A 17,932-nucleotide genomic window follows, 5' to 3' on the forward strand; every position below is an offset into this window, starting at 1 on the left:
GATATGACTAAAACTCAAATGGAAAAGGAGGCGTGGACGATGCCAGAACGATTTGAACTTGTAGCGCCCTATCAGGCGACAGGAGATCAGCCACAGGCAATCGAAAAGCTGACCAAAGGGGTTTTGAGCGGGATGAAAGAACAGTCCCTGCTTGGAGTTACCGGCTCGGGAAAAACATTTACGATGGCAAATATCATCGCCAACGTCAACCGTCCAACCCTTGTCCTCGCCCATAATAAAACACTGGCAGCTCAACTCTGTTCCGAGTTTAAGGAGTTTTTTCCGCACAACGCGGTAGAATATTTTGTGTCCTACTACGATTACTATCAGCCTGAAGCGTATATTGCTCACACCGATACTTATATTGAAAAGGATTCCGCTATCAATGACGAGATCGAAAAGCTGCGCCATTCGGCAACTGCCGCACTTGGGGAGCGTCGGGACGTGATTATTGTGGCAAGCGTTTCCTGCATCTATACGCTGGGAGACCCGATCGATTACCATAACATGGTAATCTCGCTTCGCACCGGTATGACCAAAGACCGGGACGAACTGATAAAGAAACTGGTGGAAATCCAGTATGAGCGCAACGATATCAATTTTGTACGCAACAAATTTCGGGTGCGCGGGGATGTGGTGGAGGTGTTCCCGGTCTACTCGGGGGATACTGCAATCCGGGTGGAGTTTTTCGGGGATGAGATTGACCGGATTACCGAAATCAACACCCTGACCGGGGAGGTTAAAAATGTCATCAACCATGTTGCGATTTATCCAGCCTCTCATTATATCGTGCCTCCGGAAAAAATGGCAGTCGCGATCGAAGATATTCGCCAGGAATGTGATGAACGGGTCGCCTATTTCAAAAGCAAGGACAAGCTGATCGAGGCCCAGCGAATATCAGAGCGCACAAACTATGACATTGAAATGCTTCAGGAGATTGGATTCTGTAAAGGGATTGAGAACTATTCGCGGGTGATCTCGAGACGCGAGCCGGGCAGCGTCCCGTGCACTCTGCTCGATTATTTTCCAAAAGATTTCCTGTTCTTTGTGGATGAATCACATGTCACCTTGCCACAGGTGCGGGGAATGTACGGTGGAGACCGCGCCCGCAAGACCAGCCTGATCGACTACGGATTCCGGCTGCCCTCTGCGCTCGATAACCGTCCGCTCAGCTTTGACGAGTTTTACAGCAAGCTGAACCAGATCATATTTGTCAGCGCGACCCCTGGCGAGTTAGAACGCAGCAAAAGTGCACAGATTGTTGAACAGGTGATTCGGCCAACCGGCTTGGTGGACCCGGAGATCGAGGTTCGTCCGGTTGAAGGGCAGATCGACGACCTGCTTTCTGAGATCAACCAGCGTACAGCGGTCGGGGAGCGGGTGCTGGTTACCACGCTGACCAAAAAGATGGCAGAAGATTTGACCGCTTATATGGAAAATATGGGTGTTAAAATCCGCTACATGCACCACGACATCGACACGATCGAGCGAATGGAGATCATCCGCGATCTGCGACTCGGAGAATTCGATGTGCTGGTCGGCATCAACCTGCTACGGGAAGGATTGGATATACCGGAGGTTTCGCTTGTCGCGATTCTGGATGCGGATAAGGAAGGATTCCTGCGCAGCGAGACTTCTCTCGTACAGACGATCGGACGTGCGGCGCGTAATGCACAGGGCAAGGTCATCATGTATGCAGACAGCGTGACCAATTCGATGGAAAATGCGCTCCGTGAAACCTACCGTCGTCGGGAAATCCAGCTTGCCTATAATCGGGAACATGGGATCACTCCAAAGACGATCACCAAAGAGATTCGTGATGTTCTGGAGATTTCTGCCAAGGATGAAACAGCCGGCGGAAAGAAAAAATCCAGCAAAAAAATGAGCTACAAGGAACGGGAAGCGTTGATCGCAAAGTTAACCGCTGAGATGAGAAATGCGGCAAAGATTCTGGAATTTGAGCACGCCGCTTACCTGCGCGACAAGATCACCAAACTCAAACAGGAGCAGGACAAAAACCATCCTGGCAGAGCGCGAGTACCGAAATAAAGAGGGGGAGTTGTGATGAAATTTTTACTTCGAGAGTGGCGCATGGAGGATATGGATTCACTCTGTCGATATGCAAACAATCCTGCGGTAGCCCGCAACCTGCGGGACAGCTTTCCGAATCCATACCGTTTAGAGGATGCGCAGGCATTTATTGTATCCTGTCTGGATCCCACTGATACCCAGCCAAAATATATCCGGGCGATTGTAGTGGGCGGGGAAGCGGTGGGATGCGTGAGCATTCTTCCGGAAAGCGACATCTATTGCAAAACGGCGGAACTCGGCTATTTCCTCGGGGAGCCGTTCTGGGGGAAAGGGATCATGTCCGCAGTGGTGAAACGGGCCTGTGCGGAGGCATTTCCTATGTTTGGGTTGGTTCGTATCTTTGCGGAACCGTTTGCAAGCAATGCCGGTTCCCGCAGGGTACTGGAGAAAGCGGGGTTCCAGCTCGAAGGGGTTCTGAAAAAGAACGTATGCAAGAATGGGCAGATTCTTGACTCCTGTGTTTATGCATGGTTTGGAGGGAAATCGGTTGGCTTTAGATAAAATAGTAGTAAAAGGCGCGCGGGAACATAACTTGAAAAGCGTCGATCTGGAAATCCCACGTGACAAGCTAATTGTCTTTACAGGGCTTTCTGGGTCGGGAAAGAGTTCTCTGGCATTCGATACCATCTATGCAGATGGTCAACGGAGATATGTTGAGAGCTTATCAAGTTATGCCAGACAGTTTCTGGGCCAAATGGAAAAACCTGATGTAGATAGCATCGAGGGACTGTCTCCGGCGATCTCAATCGACCAGAAAACCACCTCAAAAAACCCCCGTTCTACCGTTGGGACGGTCACCGAGATTTACGATTATCTTCGTTTACTTTATGCACGAATCGGAATTCCGCATTGTCCGATCTGCGGCAGGCCAATCCAACAGCAAACTGTTGACCAGATGGTTGACAAGGTAATGAGCTTGTCAGAGGGAACTCGGCTCCAAATTCTGGCCCCGACCGTTCGTGGGCGAAAAGGGGAGCATATAAAGGAGTTCGACGCGGCCCGCCGGTCGGGATATGTGCGGGTTCGGGTGGATGGCAGTATTTATGATCTTTCAGAAGAGATCAAGCTGGAAAAAAACAGGAAGCATACGATTGAAGTTGTGGTTGACCGTCTGGTGCTCAAGGAAGAAATAAAGTCCCGGCTTGCAGATTCGCTCGAAACTGCGGTTGGCCTGTCGGGTGGTCTGGTCGTCGTGCTGGCTGGGGAGGAGGAGCTGCTCTTTTCCCAGAACTACTCCTGTCCTGAACATGACGAGGTGAGCATTGAAGAACTGACTCCGCGCATGTTTTCATTTAACGCGCCCTATGGTGCCTGTGACAAGTGCACCGGACTTGGTACCTTTTTGAAAGTTGACCCTGATCTGGTTATCCCCAACAAAAAGCTGACCATCCGGGAAGGCGCGATCCGCGCATCAGGCTGGTATTACTCTGAAGGCGGTATCGCACAGATGTACTTCGAAGGGCTTGCCAACCACTACGGTTTCTCGCTTGATACACCAGTAAAGAATCTGCCAAAAAAAGCGATTGATCTGCTGCTTTACGGCACCAACGGGGAAAAGATCGAGATGCATCGGGAAACCGGGTCAACCAAAGGCACCTACTATACCGATTTTGAGGGAATTGTAAACAACTTGGAGCGCCGTTTCCGTGAAACCAGCTCGAGCTGGATGCGGGAGGAGATCACCACGTGGATGAACAGTGTGGAGTGTCCTTCCTGTCATGGAGACAGGCTGAACAAAACCGTTCTGGCTGTGACAGTCGGCGGGCTGAATATCAGCCAGTTCTGTCGGATGTCGGTGGTGCAGGCACTCACATTTCTTGACAAACTGGAGCTGACTGATCGGGAGCAGATGATCTCCGAGCTGATTGTGAAAGAGATTAAAGAGCGGCTTGGATTTCTGCGAAGCGTCGGTTTGGAATATTTAACCCTTTCCCGTTCTTCCGGAACCCTCTCGGGTGGGGAAAGCCAGAGAATTCGGCTTGCAACCCAGATCGGTTCCTCTCTGATGGGAGTGCTTTACATTCTGGATGAGCCGTCGATTGGGCTGCACCAACGGGACAATGACAAGCTGATCGCGACCTTGAAACGTTTGCGCGATCTGGGAAATACTTTGATTGTCGTGGAACACGACGAAGACACGATGTGTGCAGCGGACTATATTGTGGATGTTGGGCCGGGTGCAGGCGTACATGGCGGAGAAATTGTCTGTGCAGGTTCCCTCGAACAGATCAAGGACTGCCCTGAATCAATCACTGGGCAGTATCTGTCCGGCAAAAAGCAGATACCGGTTCCGCTGGCTCGGCGGAAAGGAAATGGCAGCTTTCTGAAAATCCGCGGTGCGGAGGAAAACAATCTTAAAGGAATTGATGTTGATATTCCGCTTGGGGCCTTTACTGCGGTGACTGGTGTCTCAGGATCTGGGAAAAGCTCGCTGATTAACGAAGTGCTGTTCAAACGCCTGACCCATGAACTGACCAATCCTCGGGTGAAACCAGGAAAACACGCCGATATTGAAGGGATCGAACTAATCGACAAGGTGATTGACATCAATCAGTCGCCGATTGGACGTACACCACGCTCCAATCCTGCGACCTATACCGGTGTATTTACCGATATCCGGGAAGTCTTTGCACAGACCAATGATGCAAAGATGCGCGGCTATAAATCGGGAAGGTTCTCGTTCAATGTCAAAGGCGGGCGGTGTGAAGCCTGCGAAGGGGACGGGATCGTCTGTATTGAGATGCATTTCCTGCCTGATATCTATGTGCCCTGCGAGGTCTGTAAGGGCAAACGGTATAATCGTGAAACCCTTGAGGTAAAATATAAGGGAAAATCCATCTATGATGTATTGGATATGACTGTAGAGGAAGGGCTGGAGTTTTTCAAAAATCTGCCCAAGATTGCACGCAAGATACAGACGCTTTATGATGTGGGACTCGGATATGTCAAACTTGGCCAGCCCGCAACCACCCTTTCAGGCGGGGAAGCGCAGCGGGTCAAACTAGCGACCGAGCTTTCCAAGCGTCCGACCGGGAAAACAGTTTATATTCTGGATGAACCTACCACCGGGTTGCACACAGCCGATGTACATCGGCTGATCGACGTTTTGCAGAAGATTGTGGATTCCGGAAATACAGTTATCACAATCGAGCACAACCTCGAAGTCATTAAGACCGCTGACTATATCATCGACCTCGGCCCCGAGGGAGGGGATCAGGGCGGGACGGTTGTCGCGTCAGGTACGCCTGAGGAGGTCTGCGTGGTTCCTGCTTCCTATACTGGGCAGTATCTCAAAAAATTGTTAAGATAAAGCATCAGGGTATTTACAAATATAGACCTTTGTGGTATACTTGCCACATTGCACTGTAACCCTAAAGATATTTTTTAGCAAAGGAGTTTTGTAATATGGAAAAGTATGTTTGCAGTGTCTGCGGTTATGCTTATGACCCGGCAAAAGGGGAGCCGGATGCAGGGATAGCCCCTGGAACCAAGTGGGAAGATATCCCGGAAGATTTTGTCTGTCCGCTCTGCGGGGTTGGCAAGGATCAGTTTGAGAAAGCCTGAGCTTGTGATTTTTGCGGCCATTTGAGCAATCAGATGGCCGTATACTTTATCCTAAATATCCGGAGGAATGTGAAATTATGCCATCTGCAAAAATTACGGAAAGCATCTATTCGGTCGGCATCCTGAATCCGAATATGCGGGTGTTTGATATCGTTATGACAACTGATTTCGGCACTTCGTATAATTCCTATCTGGTAAAAGGCAGTGAAAAGAATGTTCTGGTTGAGTCCTGCCATAAAACCTATTTTGAACAGTACCTCAAGAACATCCGTGAGGTGATCGACCCTGATCAGATCGACTATATTGTGCTTAACCACAACGAGCCGGACCATTCAGGCTGTCTTGCGCAGCTTCTTGAATTGATCCCCAATGCAACTATCATTGTTTCACAAGGTGGATCCATCTATCTGAAGAACATTACCAACCGCACCGATCTCAAGCTGCAGATTGCCAAGAACGGGGATACCTTGGACATTGGCGGAAAGACGTTGAAGTTTATCTCCGCGCCATTCCTGCACTGGCCCGATTCGATGTTTACTTGGATTGAAGAGGAAAAAACACTCTTTAGCTGTGATTTCCTCGGCGCCCATTACTGTGAGCCTTATCTATTTGATTGCAATATGGCGTACCCCCAAAAGTATGAACAGGCGTTCAAAGGTTATTATGACGCAATTTTTGGTCCATTCAAGCCCTATGTGCTGGCTGGACTTGAGAAGATCAAAGACCTTCCGATTGAATTTGCCTGCACCAGCCATGGTCCGGTACTCACCAAAGATGGGCGCCTTGGTTATACAATCGAGAAATACGCAGAATGGAGCCAGCCGCATAAAAACGAGAAGCTGACCGTTCCGGTTTTTTATACCTCGGCGTATGGCAATACCCGTATTCTGGCGCAGGAAATCCGGCGGGGTATTCTGGAGGCTAAACCGGATGCAGTTGTTGATCTCTATGACATCATCGACTACGATATGGGGATGCTTTCCGACCTACTCAACCGATCTGATGCGTTCGCCCTCGGCAGCCCGACGATCAACGGCGAAGCGGTTCCGCCTGTCTGGTCGCTGCTTGCGCATGTAGATGTGATCAACAATAAGAAAAAGCCTGTTCTGGTGTTCGGTTCCTATGGATGGAGCGGCGAAGCTGTCCCTAATCTGATTGCTCGTGTCACTGGCCTGAAAATGTCGGTATTCGGCGAAGGTATGAAGGTCTGCTTCGTTCCTTCCCAAGAGGACCTGCAAAAGGCTGCTGAACTCGGGAAGGCATTCGGGGAAACGCTCTCAATCCGCTGATATGTAAAAAAGCCTGTGCTGTTTTTTCAGCGCAGGCTTTTGTGTAGATATATCCTGGATAACGCTTGCTCACCGTCTCCCTGAGCCATACACAGAAATTCCCACCCATACCGTTCATAGAAGGAAGTGAGGTCTGTGATGAGATAAAGCGTATCAATGCCTCTGGCTTATAAATCATCACATACAAATTGCAGCATTCTGCCCGCAATGCCCGATTGCGATATGCTTCTTCGACATAGACAGCGCATACATTTGGCGCCAGATCTTTACGGTTGTGAAAGTCGTTCTCAATGACACCGATCCCAGCAATGATCTCCTTTCTATTTATAACGAGATACCATTGTGGAACTGCTGTATTCTTTTGCAGGCATTCGCTGATGCTTTGTGCATAAGCTTCCTGAGGAACACCCCACTTCTGGTGAAACCATTTGGCTGCGGCATCCGCAAGTTCTGGATGATCTCGTAGGCACACCACTCTCTCAGATTGCAATGTAAAGACCTCCTCGCATTTTTAAATAAGGATAGCACAATAGGGTCTGCATGTCAAAAAACACTGGATGGAAGAATACTTGAATATTCTGTTGAAAAATGATATAATAAACCAATATGCTTACAGCTTGGAGGATCAAATTTGTCTGAAATCAAACGACTGGATATGGATTCTGAACTGCTTATACGTCAAAAAGCATTTGCCCAAAAGGCAAAAAATCTGCTTGCTGAACGATATGACCATCCACCGCTCGCATATGTCCATACATTTGGGTGTCAGCAGAATGTCAGCGATGGGGAGAAGATCAGTGGTATGCTTTCGGAGATTGGTTATGGTCCTGCGGATTCTCCCGAAACAGCGGATCTGGTGATCTATAATACCTGCGCGGTCCGGGAAAATGCCGAGGATCGGGTATTTGGAAATGTTGGTGCGCTCAAGCCGGTCAAACAAAAGCGGCAGGGAATGCTGATTGGGCTTTGCGGCTGTATGATGCAGCAGCAGAGTGCTGCCGAAAAGATCAAGCAGAGCTACCCCTACGTTGATCTTGTTTTTGGAACCCATGCGCTCCATACGCTTCCGGAACTGTTGTACAATCGGCTTTCGGGACAGAAACGGCAGTTTTCTATTGAGGACAGTCCTGGTGAAATCATCGAAGGTATCCCGCTTCAGCGAGATGGGGCGATCAAGGCAAATCTGCCGGTTATGTATGGATGCAACAATTTTTGCACATACTGTATCGTTCCGTATGTGCGGGGACGGGAACGCAGCCGGCGCCCTCAGGACGTGCTTGCCGAAGCGCGGCAGCTCGTCGAGATGGGTTATCGGGAGATTACCCTGCTCGGACAGAATGTCAACTCCTACGGATATACGCTTGATGAGCAGGTCGATTTTTCCGATTTGCTTCGGGAGATCAACCGCATCGACGGGGACTTTATCCTCCGATTTATGACCAGCCACCCAAAGGACTGCACCCACAGGCTGATTGATACGATTGCAGCATGCGACAAGGTCTGCAACCACATCCATCTCCCGGTACAAAGCGGGAGCAACCGGGTGTTAGGTGCGATGAACCGGCATTATACAGTGGAGGAATATCTCAGCCTGATCGGCTATGCACGTCAGGCAATCCCGGATGTAACCTTTTCCAGCGACATCATCGTTGGTTTTCCGGGAGAAACCCGCGAAGAATTCGAGCAGACTGTCGAGCTGGTCAAGAGGGTGAGATATACCACCCTGTATACCTTTATCTACTCTCCACGAACAGGGACCAAAGCTGCTTCGATGGACGATCCCATTCCGGAAGCGGAAAAGTCCCGCTGGCTTCGGGAACTTCTGGATATCCAGTCGGCGATCCGGGAGGAACAGCAGGATCATTATATCGGCAGGACGCTGAGAGTGCTCGCCGATGGGGTCGGCCGCAGTGGAGCAGGGTGGCTCTCCGGCCGTACGGTTTCAAATGACATTGTCGAGTTTCAGGGCCCGCCGGAGATGATCGGCAGTTTTGTCGAAGTTAAAATCGAGCGCGCACTGAACTGGGCTTTGTTTGGAAAATGAAATGAAAGTCAAAAAAGGAGACTATGAAAATGGATGTTATTGCAACCGCGAGGGAACTTGGAAAAGCAATTCAGCAGGACGAACGGTTTATCCGGATGATGGCTGCCCAGCAGACGAACGATGACGATGAGCAGCTGCAAAAGCTGATAGGGGACTTCAACCTCAAGCGGGTTGACCTGAACAGCGAGGTCAGTAAGGCCGAGCGGGATCAGGAAAAAGTAGCCAGACTGAATGAGGAGACCAGGGATCTCTACAATAAAATCATGTCCAATCAGAGCATGGCAGCTTTCAACACTGCCAAAAATGAGATGGACGCGATGGTCGAGTATGTGATGGAGATTCTGCGCGGCAGCATCAGCGGAGAAAATCCGGATTTGATCCAGGAGCCGCAGGCTGGATGTTCGGGCTCTTGCTCGACCTGTGGCGGATGTCACTGATTTTGTTTTTTTGCAAACAGCAGTTTTAGAGGAAGCCGGAGGTTGCCCAGATGGAAATCAATATCGAAAAGCTCTCGCCGATGATGCAGCAATATTTCTCAGTCAAGAAAAAGCATCGGGATCATATCCTGTTTTTCCGTCTGGGAGACTTTTACGAGATGTTTTTCGATGACGCAATCACCGCTTCCCGAGAGCTGGAATTAACCCTGACCGGTCGGGATTGCGGTATGGAGGAACGTGCGCCAATGTGCGGTGTCCCATATCATGCCTGCGATCTGTATATCTCCCGGCTGATAAAGAAAGGCTATAAAGTGGCGATCTGCGAACAGGTGGAAAATCCCGCCGATGCTAAAGGGGTGGTGAAACGGGAGGTCATCCGGGTGGTGACTCCCGGCACCCTGATCGAAAGCAATATGCTTGCAGAGGATGTCAACAACTATATTGCCTGCATCTTCTGTGGGGAACAAGGTTGGGGGTTGGCATGCGCTGACAGTTCAACCGGCCAGGTGTCAGTCTGCCAGTTCACAGCCGAAGAGACCGAATCGCTGATCAATGAGCTGGGACGTTACAGCCCGAGTGAAGTTATTTTCAATGAGGGGCTGCTCGATAAGACCCGGGTGACTTCCTTTTTAAAGGAAAAACTGCGGTGCGTTGCTGATCTTTGTGACAATGAACGGTTCGATCCCCAAAATGCTGGGGAACTGATCGAGCGGCATTTTTCTCGTACGCTTGTCTCTCTCGGTCTGGAGCAGACGCTCTCGGTGTCTGCCCTGGGAGCCTTGCTCGCCTATCTTTATGAAACCCAGCGGAAAGGGCTGGAGCGGATTACGGAAGTACATTTTGTCAATGCAAAGCAGTATATGATGCTCGATCTCAATACCCGGCGCAACCTGGAACTGGTTCAGACAATGCGGACCGGGGAGAAACGCGGAACGTTGCTCTGGGTGCTCGACAAAACCAAAACTGCGATGGGCAAGCGGATGCTGCGCCGCTTCCTTGAGAAACCGCTTCTGAATCCGGCAGCCATCGACAAACGCCTTAACGCGGTGGATGAGCTTTACCAGGATACCATTCTGCGCTGTGATCTGTCCGAGCTGCTTGGCGGTGTCTTTGATCTTGAGCGCCTAATGACTCGGATTGTCTATGGAAATGCAAGCCCACGCGAATATAAGTCTTTGGAATCCACATGCCGCGTGCTGCCACAGCTTCGGTCGCTGCTTTCCGGTTGCCAGAGCGCATTTCTCCGGCAGGTGTTCGAGCGAATCGACCCTCTGGAAGATCTTTGTGCGTTTCTGGAGGGCGCCATTGTGGAGGAACCGCCAGCGCTTCTGAAAGATGGCGGCGTTATCCGACCCGGCTTCAACAGCGAGCTTGACCAGCTGCGTGAACTGGTGCAGAATACCAAGCAGGTTCTGGTTGGGGTTGAGTCCTCTGAGCGGGAGCGGTCGGGGATTAAAACATTGAAAATCGGTTATAATCGGGTATTTGGATATTACATAGAAGTTTCGAAATCCTACATTGGACAAGTGCCCGATCACTATATCCGTAAGCAGACCCTTGCCAACGGAGAGCGCTATATCACACAGGAACTGAAAGAGCTGGAAGAAAAAATTCTTTCGGCAGGAGAGCGGATTTCTGTATTGGAAGCGAATCTGTTTGAGGAGATACAGGGACGGGTATCAGCAGCGCTCGAGCGGATCCAGAGGACAGCGGATGCGATCGCTCGTCTGGACGTTTATGTTTCATTTGCGGTGGTTGCAGTCGAAAATAACTACTGCCGTCCGGAAGTCAATCTGTCAGATGGCATCACCATCAAGGATGGTCGGCATCCGGTAGTCGAGCGGTTGATGGGAGGTGTTCCGTTCGTTCCGAACGATACCTTGCTCAACCGGTCGGACAGGCTGATTGCGATTATCACTGGGCCAAATATGGCGGGGAAGTCCACCTACATGCGCCAGACTGCGCTGATCGTGCTGATGGCCCAGATCGGAAGCTTTGTCCCGGCTGCTTCGGCTGTGATCGGAGTAGTGGACGGTATCTTTACCCGGGTTGGCGCATCGGATGATCTCGCTGCTGGACAGTCGACCTTCATGGTCGAGATGACCGAAGTGGCGCAGATCATGAAGACAGCCACATCCAAAAGCCTGCTGGTGCTTGACGAGATCGGGCGGGGGACTTCGACATTTGACGGCATGAGCATCGCCCGCGCTGTGATAGAATATATTGCAGATCTGAAGCTGGTTGGGGCGAAAACCCTGTTTGCGACTCACTATCACGAGCTGACTGCGCTGGAACAGCAGCTTTCCTGTATTAAAAATTACAACATTGCCTGCAAAAAGCGCGGGGATGAGATCACCTTTCTGCGCCGGATTGTGCCAGGCGGCGCGGACGACAGCTATGGGATTGAGGTTTCCAAACTGGCCGGTGTGCCGGAATGGATCATCAAACGGGCCCGTCAGGTGTTGGAACAATTGGAGAGCGGCAGGCCGGTCTCCAATTCGAACTCCCAGCAGCCCCAAAAACAATCCGCAAATTCTCAGCTTTCTTTTGCGGCAGTTGTTCCGTCTGAAGTGGAGGAACGTCTGCGTGTGATTGACCTGAATACACTCACCCCCATCGAAGCGATGAACAAGCTGTTTGAGCTCAAAGGGCTGTTGAAAGAATAACAAAAAGAAAGCAGGTGGGCGGTGTGGCCAAAATCAATGTTCTGGAAAAACAGGTCGCAGAACTGATCGCTGCGGGTGAGGTAGTTGAACGTCCGGCGTCCATCGTGAAGGAGCTGCTGGAAAATGCAGTCGATGCGGGAGCCAGCAGTGTGACGGTCGAAATCCGACGCGGCGGCATCTCCTATATCCGGGTTGCTGATAATGGAAGTGGAATCGAGCGGGAGGATGTTGCCAAGGCATTTCTCCGTCATGCGACGAGTAAGGTGCGGGAATGTGACGACCTTGGGCAGATCACAACAATGGGATTCCGTGGGGAAGCGCTCGCCTCGATTGCGGCGATGTGCCGGGTAGAACTGTTGACCCGCGCCGCCGAAGAGGAAGTCGGAACCCTCTATACCATCTCGGGTGGAGAGGAAGAATCTCTCGAGGATGCGGGCTGCCCGGTCGGAACGACAATCACCATTCGCGACGTCTTTTTCAATACACCTGCCCGCATGAAGTTCTTGAAAAAGGATGTTTCAGAGGGGAACAGCGTAGCCGCAGCGGTCGAAAAAGCTGCGCTTGGATATCCGGGAGTCGGGTTTAAGCTGATCCGGGATGGACAGGTCCGGTTTCAAACCCCTGGGGATGGCCACCTTCTTTCAGCTGTGCGGTGCGTATTTGGTAAAGAATTTTCGGAAAATCTGCTCCCGGTACATTATGAGTCGAAAGGCTGCATGGTTGATGGGGTGATCTGCAAACCGACATCTGCGCGGAATTCGCGATCCATGCAGAATTTCTTCATCAATACCCGGTTTGTCCGATCCAAGACCTGTATGGCGGCGCTGGAAGAATCCTATCGCAACGCATTGATGACAGGAAAATATCCGTCTTGTGTGCTGAACCTTACTATCCCACCCCAGACAGTTGATGTCAACGTGCACCCGGCCAAAATCGAGGTGCGGTTCGCGGACGAAAAAAGTATCTTTCAATTGGTCTATTACGGATGCAAAACAGCGCTTGGAATCGCCAATCTTGCGCCGGAACTGAAGGCGGAGGACCTCCAACAGAATCCATCGAAAAGGGAGGTCGCCAAACCTGCCGCTCCGGTTCAACAGCGGATGAGTGCTGATGCCTATCGGATGACGCTTGCGCAGAAGGTGGAGCATCTCAAATCAGCCCGTGAGCCAGTCTATGACCAGACCGAAAAGATGGATTCTGTCAAACCGTCAGCACCTGTTCGCTTTCCGGGAATCAGGGTTTCTCCTGAAGCGGTATTGGCGGTAGAATCCCCTGTTCCGGTTCTGCAAAAAGTGGCCCAGACATCATCCAGGCCGGCTCCTGTCATCTCTGAAATCCATTTGGAACCACCTGAAGCTTCGGCTCCGGGCGAGACTTCTGCTGAAACTCTTTATGATGGTGCCCGATTGATCGGGGAGCTGTTCGACACCTATCTTCTGCTGCAAAATGGGGATGAACTGATTCTGGTGGACAAGCATGCTGCGCATGAAAGGCTGCTCTTCAACCGTCTGGCAGCAGGAGGACTGGCGGAGGAACGACAGCTGTTGCTGACGCCTGTTTCGGTACAGCTTTCTCCGGAAGAGCATGCGCTTGTAACCGAACATCTCACATTGCTTTCCCGGGTGGGAGTTACCGCCGAGGATTTTGGAGATCACTTTGTTCTGGTACGGGAGGTTGCACCGATCCTTGCCGATGCCGATCTGCCTGGCCTTGTGACTGAATTCGCGGAGCGCCTTTCCTGTGCAAACGGCAATCTGCTGCCAGGCCAGTTGGAGGAGCTTTACCACAGGATCGCCTGCCGCGCAGCAATCAAAGCGCATGACCGAACGCCGGCACCTACTCTGGAGCAGTTGATTCGGCTGCTCCAGCAGGATGGGAATGTTGGACATTGTCCGCATGGGCGCCCGGTCGCAATCCGCATGGCGCGCAGGGAAATTGAAAAAAAATTTGGCAGGTTGGGCTGACATGGAACAGAAGCATACAAAAATACCGCTGGTCGTGGTAGCTGGCCCGACCGCTTCCGGAAAGACCTCGCTTGCAGTCCGGCTTGCACAGGCATTCGACGGGGAAGTGATCTCCGCTGATTCGATGCAGATTTACCAGCAGATGCAGATTGCGACCGCCAGGCCGGATGCCTCCGAAATGAAGGGAATTCCACATCATCTGATTGGTTTTGTCCCGCCTGATCGGACCTCGTTTTCGGTTGTGGATTATGCCCGTCTTGCGCATGAGGCGATCCGCGAAGTCCACCAACGGGGAAAGCTCCCAATCCTTGCAGGCGGAACTGGCCTTTATATCCATGCAGTTGTGGATCATCTGGATTTTACCGAAATCCGCAGTGACCCGGCAGTCCGAAATGCACTAAAAACCCTTGCAGCCGAACGCGGCAACCAATATATGCTCGATCTACTGCGAGAGAACGACCCGGAGCTTGCCGATCGGCTGCATCCGGGAAATCTGGGCAGAATTCTGCGTGCACTTGAGGTCTACCAACTGACTGGGATCACAATGACTGAACATCAGCGAAGATCCCGCCTGAAGCCTTCAAACTATGCGCTCTGTATGCTTGGAATCAGCTACAGTGACCGACAGATGTTATACGACCGAATTAACTTACGGGTTGATCGGATGCTCGAAACAGGGCTGGTTGAAGAGGCAAGGCAGATCAGCCGGATCTACGGAGGGACCGCCCGTCAGGCGATTGGATATAAGGAATTGCAGCCGTATTTGGATGGTGCAGACTCTCTTGAAAGCTGTATAGACCGGCTGAAACAGGCAACGCGCAACTATGCAAAACGGCAGCTCACATGGTTCCGCCGGGATTCCCGCATCGAATGGTTGCTGGTAGATCAATGCGAAAATCAGGATGAACTGGTTGATCTGGCAAAAAATGCGATTCACAAAAGTGGTATCTTATGATATAATAGGTGTAGAAACACAGCAATCCTGCTTGTTTTTAACCCGCCAAAAATAGATAATAGCTGGAAAAGCAGTTTCCGCGTTTAGAATCAAATGCATGTGGAACAGCACTGCCTGCTACACAGGCATAATACAATACTCTGAAAAAATGGAGGGGAAAGCATGAAGCAGTTGAATCTTCAGGATGTTTTTTTGAACCAGGCAAGGAAGGAAAAGGTTCCGGTCACTATGTATCTGACAAACGGATTTCAGTTTAAAGGGATTGTTCGCGGCTTTGACTCGTTTACCGTGATCTTGGACTGTGACGGCCGGCAAAACCTTGTCTACAAGCACGCAATTTCTACCGTTACCCCCTCGCGCCACATCCGGACACTGGAGATCGAAGAAGCAGAGCAGCAGGACTAACCAAATGAAAGCAAGTGCAGCTCAAAAATGGCTGGTATTTTTGATTTTAACCGGACTGGCGCTCTTTATCGGATTTTATTTTTATCGCTATCTGAACGACCAGTACCAGACCGAAACGACCTATCCTTATACCGTTGCGGAGACTGTTCGCGTTTCAGGGATTGTCCTTCGTGAAGAATTTCTACTGGAGGATAAGATTGTTGAAGATGGGGTCGCGAGTTACATTGTGGGAGATGGAACTAAGGTTTCCAAGGATTCCCTAATTGCAGAGGTTTATTATAGTGAATCCGATGCTGGGAATGTCCAGAAACTGCGTGAGCTGGAAAATCGGCGCCTGCTTTTGGAGAAGGCACAGGATCCGGGTACCACCTCCTATGCGCACACTGATGTACTGAACAAACAGATCGCCAGCGAGGTCGGTGCGATTATTGATGCGGTTCAATCGGACAATCTCACTGGATTATCTGGTTCATCGGATAACCTTCTTGTGCTGATGAATACCAAGCAGATTGCAACCGGAAAACAGGAAAACTACCATGATGCGATTGAACTGATTGAGGCAGAAGAAGCTTACTTTCAGGGACAGATTCAGGAAGAGCCGGAGACGATCTCCTCTCCTAAACAGGGTTATTTTATGCGGACGATCGACGGTTTGGAAAACATGGTTGATCTCAAAGAGCTGGATGAGCTGACGCCAGAGGACATCCGGCATCTCACCTCCCGTCCGTCTCTGGAAACGCCGTCCGACCGGGTCGGAAAGCTGATGACCGACCACAACTGGTACTATGCGGTCATTATTGAATCCCAAGATGCGGATCGGTACCGGGAAGGAAGCAGCGTGACGCTGGATTTTAATATCAGCGGTGTTTCTCCCGTTCCGGCAACGATCGAAGAAGTCAACCCATCGGGTGGCGCCCCGGAAACGGTGGTGGTATTCCGTTGTGATTATATCAATGAAGCCCTCATCAATCTGCGGGTGACCGAAGCGGATGTCAGCTTCAAATCCATTACCGGGCTGCGGGTCAGCAAATCGGCGGTACGATTCTCCGGTATCCAGAAGGGCGTCTATATCAACATGGGGGAAAAACGGATTTTCCGCCCGATCACTGTGATTTATGAGGATGTCGGATATGTCCTTTGCAGGGAGGTTGATCCGGAATACTATGAAAACGGAACTTATGTCGGATTGCAGCAATATGACGAAGTTATCATAGAAGGGGGGCACAAACGCAATGGAACAGACAAAAACAATTCAGGAGATTCTGAATCGGATACATGACAACATTGCTGAAACCTGCACACAATGCGGACGCAGCTCGTCTGATGTGCGCTTGATGGCAGTGACGAAAACCGTTCCGCCTGAGCGGGTCAACGAGGCAATCGCATGCGGGGTCACACTGCTTGGAGAAAATAAGGCGCAGGAGCTTTGTGCCAAATATGATGCTTACCAGAAAGAACATGTAGAAATTCACTTTATTGGGCATCTCCAGACAAACAAGGTTCGCCAGATTATTGACAAGGTGACGATGATACAGTCTCTTGACAGCATTCCGCTCGCCAAAGAGATTCAGCGCCAGTGTGAAAAACACAATCGGGAAATGGACTGTCTTGTAGAGGTAAATATCGGGAACGAACTTACAAAATCTGGTGTTTCAACTGACGAATTGGACGATTTCCTTGCACAAGCGGCCTGTTTTGATCGTCTGCATCTGCGGGGAATGATGGTGATCCCGCCGATTTTTACTTCTGACCTCGAAAAAGAACGTTGTTTTGCAGATTTACAAAAACTATTTATTGACATTAGAGCAAAAAAAATAGATAATATCAGTATGGATTTTTTATCTATGGGTATGTCAGACGATTATCTGCTTGCGTTGAAGCATGGTTCCAACCTGATCCGGCTTGGGAGCGTGATCTTTGGGCGCAGAAATTATAACTGACCGGCGGCGGCCCGCGACCGGTCAGCTTTTCTTGCATTTTTATAGATTGCGTTTTATCCACCCCTGTCCAGCGTGTCCGCAATCGAAATTACTGAGAGGGATGTTGTTATGGGTATTATGGACAAATTCAAGAATTTCATTGGAATTCCTGAAGATGAATATTACGATGACGATGATGTAGAGTTTATCAGGAATGAATCTCCACGCGCGGAAGCGTTTAATAATGAAACCGCGCCGATCCACTCCGAAGGAAAACGCGGGAACAAGGTCGTCAATATCCATGCGACCACCCAGCTCCAGGTTGTGCTGGTTAAGCCTGAGCGGTTTGACGACGCTTCCTCAGTTGCTGACCATCTGAACAGCAAACGTACGGTTGTGCTGAATCTGGAATCCACTAACAAGGATGTTTCCCGCAGACTGATCGATTTTTTGTCTGGTGTTGCCTATGCGAACAATGGACAGATCAAACGGGTCGCAAACAGCACCTATATTATCACGCCTTATAATGTCGACATCATGGGTGACCTGCTTGATGAACTAGAAAGCAGCGGCGTATTTTTCTGATGCATCCCGCTTC

The 17,932-nt window shown here is 50.5% G+C and carries 14 protein-coding genes; all 14 read left to right on the top strand.

Translation table 11 applies throughout. The features are described from left to right. Positions 1 to 39 precede the first annotated feature (39 nt). The 14 genes from uvrB (at position 40) to C814_RS10610 (ending at position 17,919) form a co-directional block, all read left to right on the top strand. The gene (gene uvrB / locus C814_RS10550) at positions 40 to 2,049 is read left to right on the top strand and encodes an excinuclease ABC subunit UvrB (RefSeq protein WP_016317795.1); all 2,010 of its coding nucleotides are present in this window, start codon (positions 40 to 42) and stop codon (positions 2,047 to 2,049) included. Positions 2,050 to 2,064: 15 nt separating this feature from the next. Continuing rightward, a complete protein-coding gene (locus C814_RS10555; RefSeq protein ID WP_016317796.1) occupies positions 2,065 to 2,592 on the top strand; it encodes a GNAT family N-acetyltransferase in 528 nt (175 codons plus the stop codon). Next, positions 2,579 to 5,401 carry an excinuclease ABC subunit UvrA gene (gene uvrA, locus C814_RS10560; protein ID WP_016317797.1) on the top strand — a complete coding sequence of 941 codons (2,823 nt, stop codon included), beginning with the start codon at positions 2,579 to 2,581 and terminating at the stop codon, positions 5,399 to 5,401. The genes C814_RS10555 and uvrA overlap by 14 nt, the downstream gene beginning before the upstream one ends. A gap of 95 nt (positions 5,402 to 5,496) precedes the next feature. Further along, positions 5,497 to 5,655, top strand: coding sequence for a rubredoxin (gene rd / locus C814_RS22875; RefSeq protein WP_016317798.1), 159 nt, complete (start codon positions 5,497 to 5,499; stop codon positions 5,653 to 5,655). A gap of 77 nt (positions 5,656 to 5,732) precedes the next feature. Further along, positions 5,733 to 6,944: an FprA family A-type flavoprotein gene (locus tag C814_RS10565; protein ID WP_016317799.1), complete on the top strand. Its 1,212-nt coding sequence runs from the start codon at positions 5,733 to 5,735 to the stop codon at positions 6,942 to 6,944. A 631-nt stretch (positions 6,945 to 7,575) separates the two neighbouring features. Further along, positions 7,576 to 8,988 (top strand): tRNA (N6-isopentenyl adenosine(37)-C2)-methylthiotransferase MiaB, encoded by a 1,413-nt coding sequence (gene miaB / locus C814_RS10570; RefSeq protein ID WP_016317801.1) that lies wholly within the window; start codon positions 7,576 to 7,578, stop codon positions 8,986 to 8,988. Between the two features lie 29 nt (positions 8,989 to 9,017). Further along, entirely contained in the window at positions 9,018 to 9,425 is a 408-nt protein-coding gene (locus C814_RS10575) for a YlbF/YmcA family competence regulator (protein WP_016317802.1), read from the top strand. A gap of 50 nt (positions 9,426 to 9,475) precedes the next feature. After that, positions 9,476 to 12,091, top strand: a complete 2,616-nt coding sequence (gene mutS / locus C814_RS10580) for a DNA mismatch repair protein MutS (RefSeq protein ID WP_016317803.1) — start codon at positions 9,476 to 9,478, stop codon at positions 12,089 to 12,091. Between the two features lie 23 nt (positions 12,092 to 12,114). Then, positions 12,115 to 14,055, top strand: coding sequence for a DNA mismatch repair endonuclease MutL (mutL, locus tag C814_RS10585; RefSeq protein WP_016317804.1), 1,941 nt, complete (start codon positions 12,115 to 12,117; stop codon positions 14,053 to 14,055). Between the two features lies 1 nt (position 14,056). Continuing rightward, entirely contained in the window at positions 14,057 to 15,010 is a 954-nt protein-coding gene (gene miaA, locus C814_RS10590) for a tRNA (adenosine(37)-N6)-dimethylallyltransferase MiaA (protein WP_016317805.1), read from the top strand. Positions 15,011 to 15,172: 162 nt separating this feature from the next. Next, a complete protein-coding gene (gene hfq, locus C814_RS10595) occupies positions 15,173 to 15,415 on the top strand; it encodes an RNA chaperone Hfq (RefSeq protein WP_016317806.1) in 243 nt (80 codons plus the stop codon). Positions 15,416 to 15,419: 4 nt separating this feature from the next. Next, complete coding sequence (locus tag C814_RS10600) at positions 15,420 to 16,694, top strand: biotin/lipoyl attachment domain-containing protein (RefSeq protein WP_016317807.1); 1,275 nt, start codon at positions 15,420 to 15,422, stop codon at positions 16,692 to 16,694. After that, positions 16,648 to 17,355, top strand: coding sequence for a YggS family pyridoxal phosphate-dependent enzyme (locus C814_RS10605; protein ID WP_016317808.1), 708 nt, complete (start codon positions 16,648 to 16,650; stop codon positions 17,353 to 17,355). Before C814_RS10600 ends, C814_RS10605 begins: the two co-directional genes overlap by 47 nt. A 108-nt stretch (positions 17,356 to 17,463) precedes the next feature. Then, positions 17,464 to 17,919 (top strand): cell division protein SepF, encoded by a 456-nt coding sequence (locus tag C814_RS10610; RefSeq protein WP_016317809.1) that lies wholly within the window; start codon positions 17,464 to 17,466, stop codon positions 17,917 to 17,919. Positions 17,920 to 17,932: the final 13 nt, after the last annotated feature.

Source organism: Anaerotruncus sp. G3(2012) (assembly GCF_000403395.2).
Classification (GTDB): Bacteria; Bacillota; Clostridia; order Oscillospirales; family Ruminococcaceae; genus Anaerotruncus.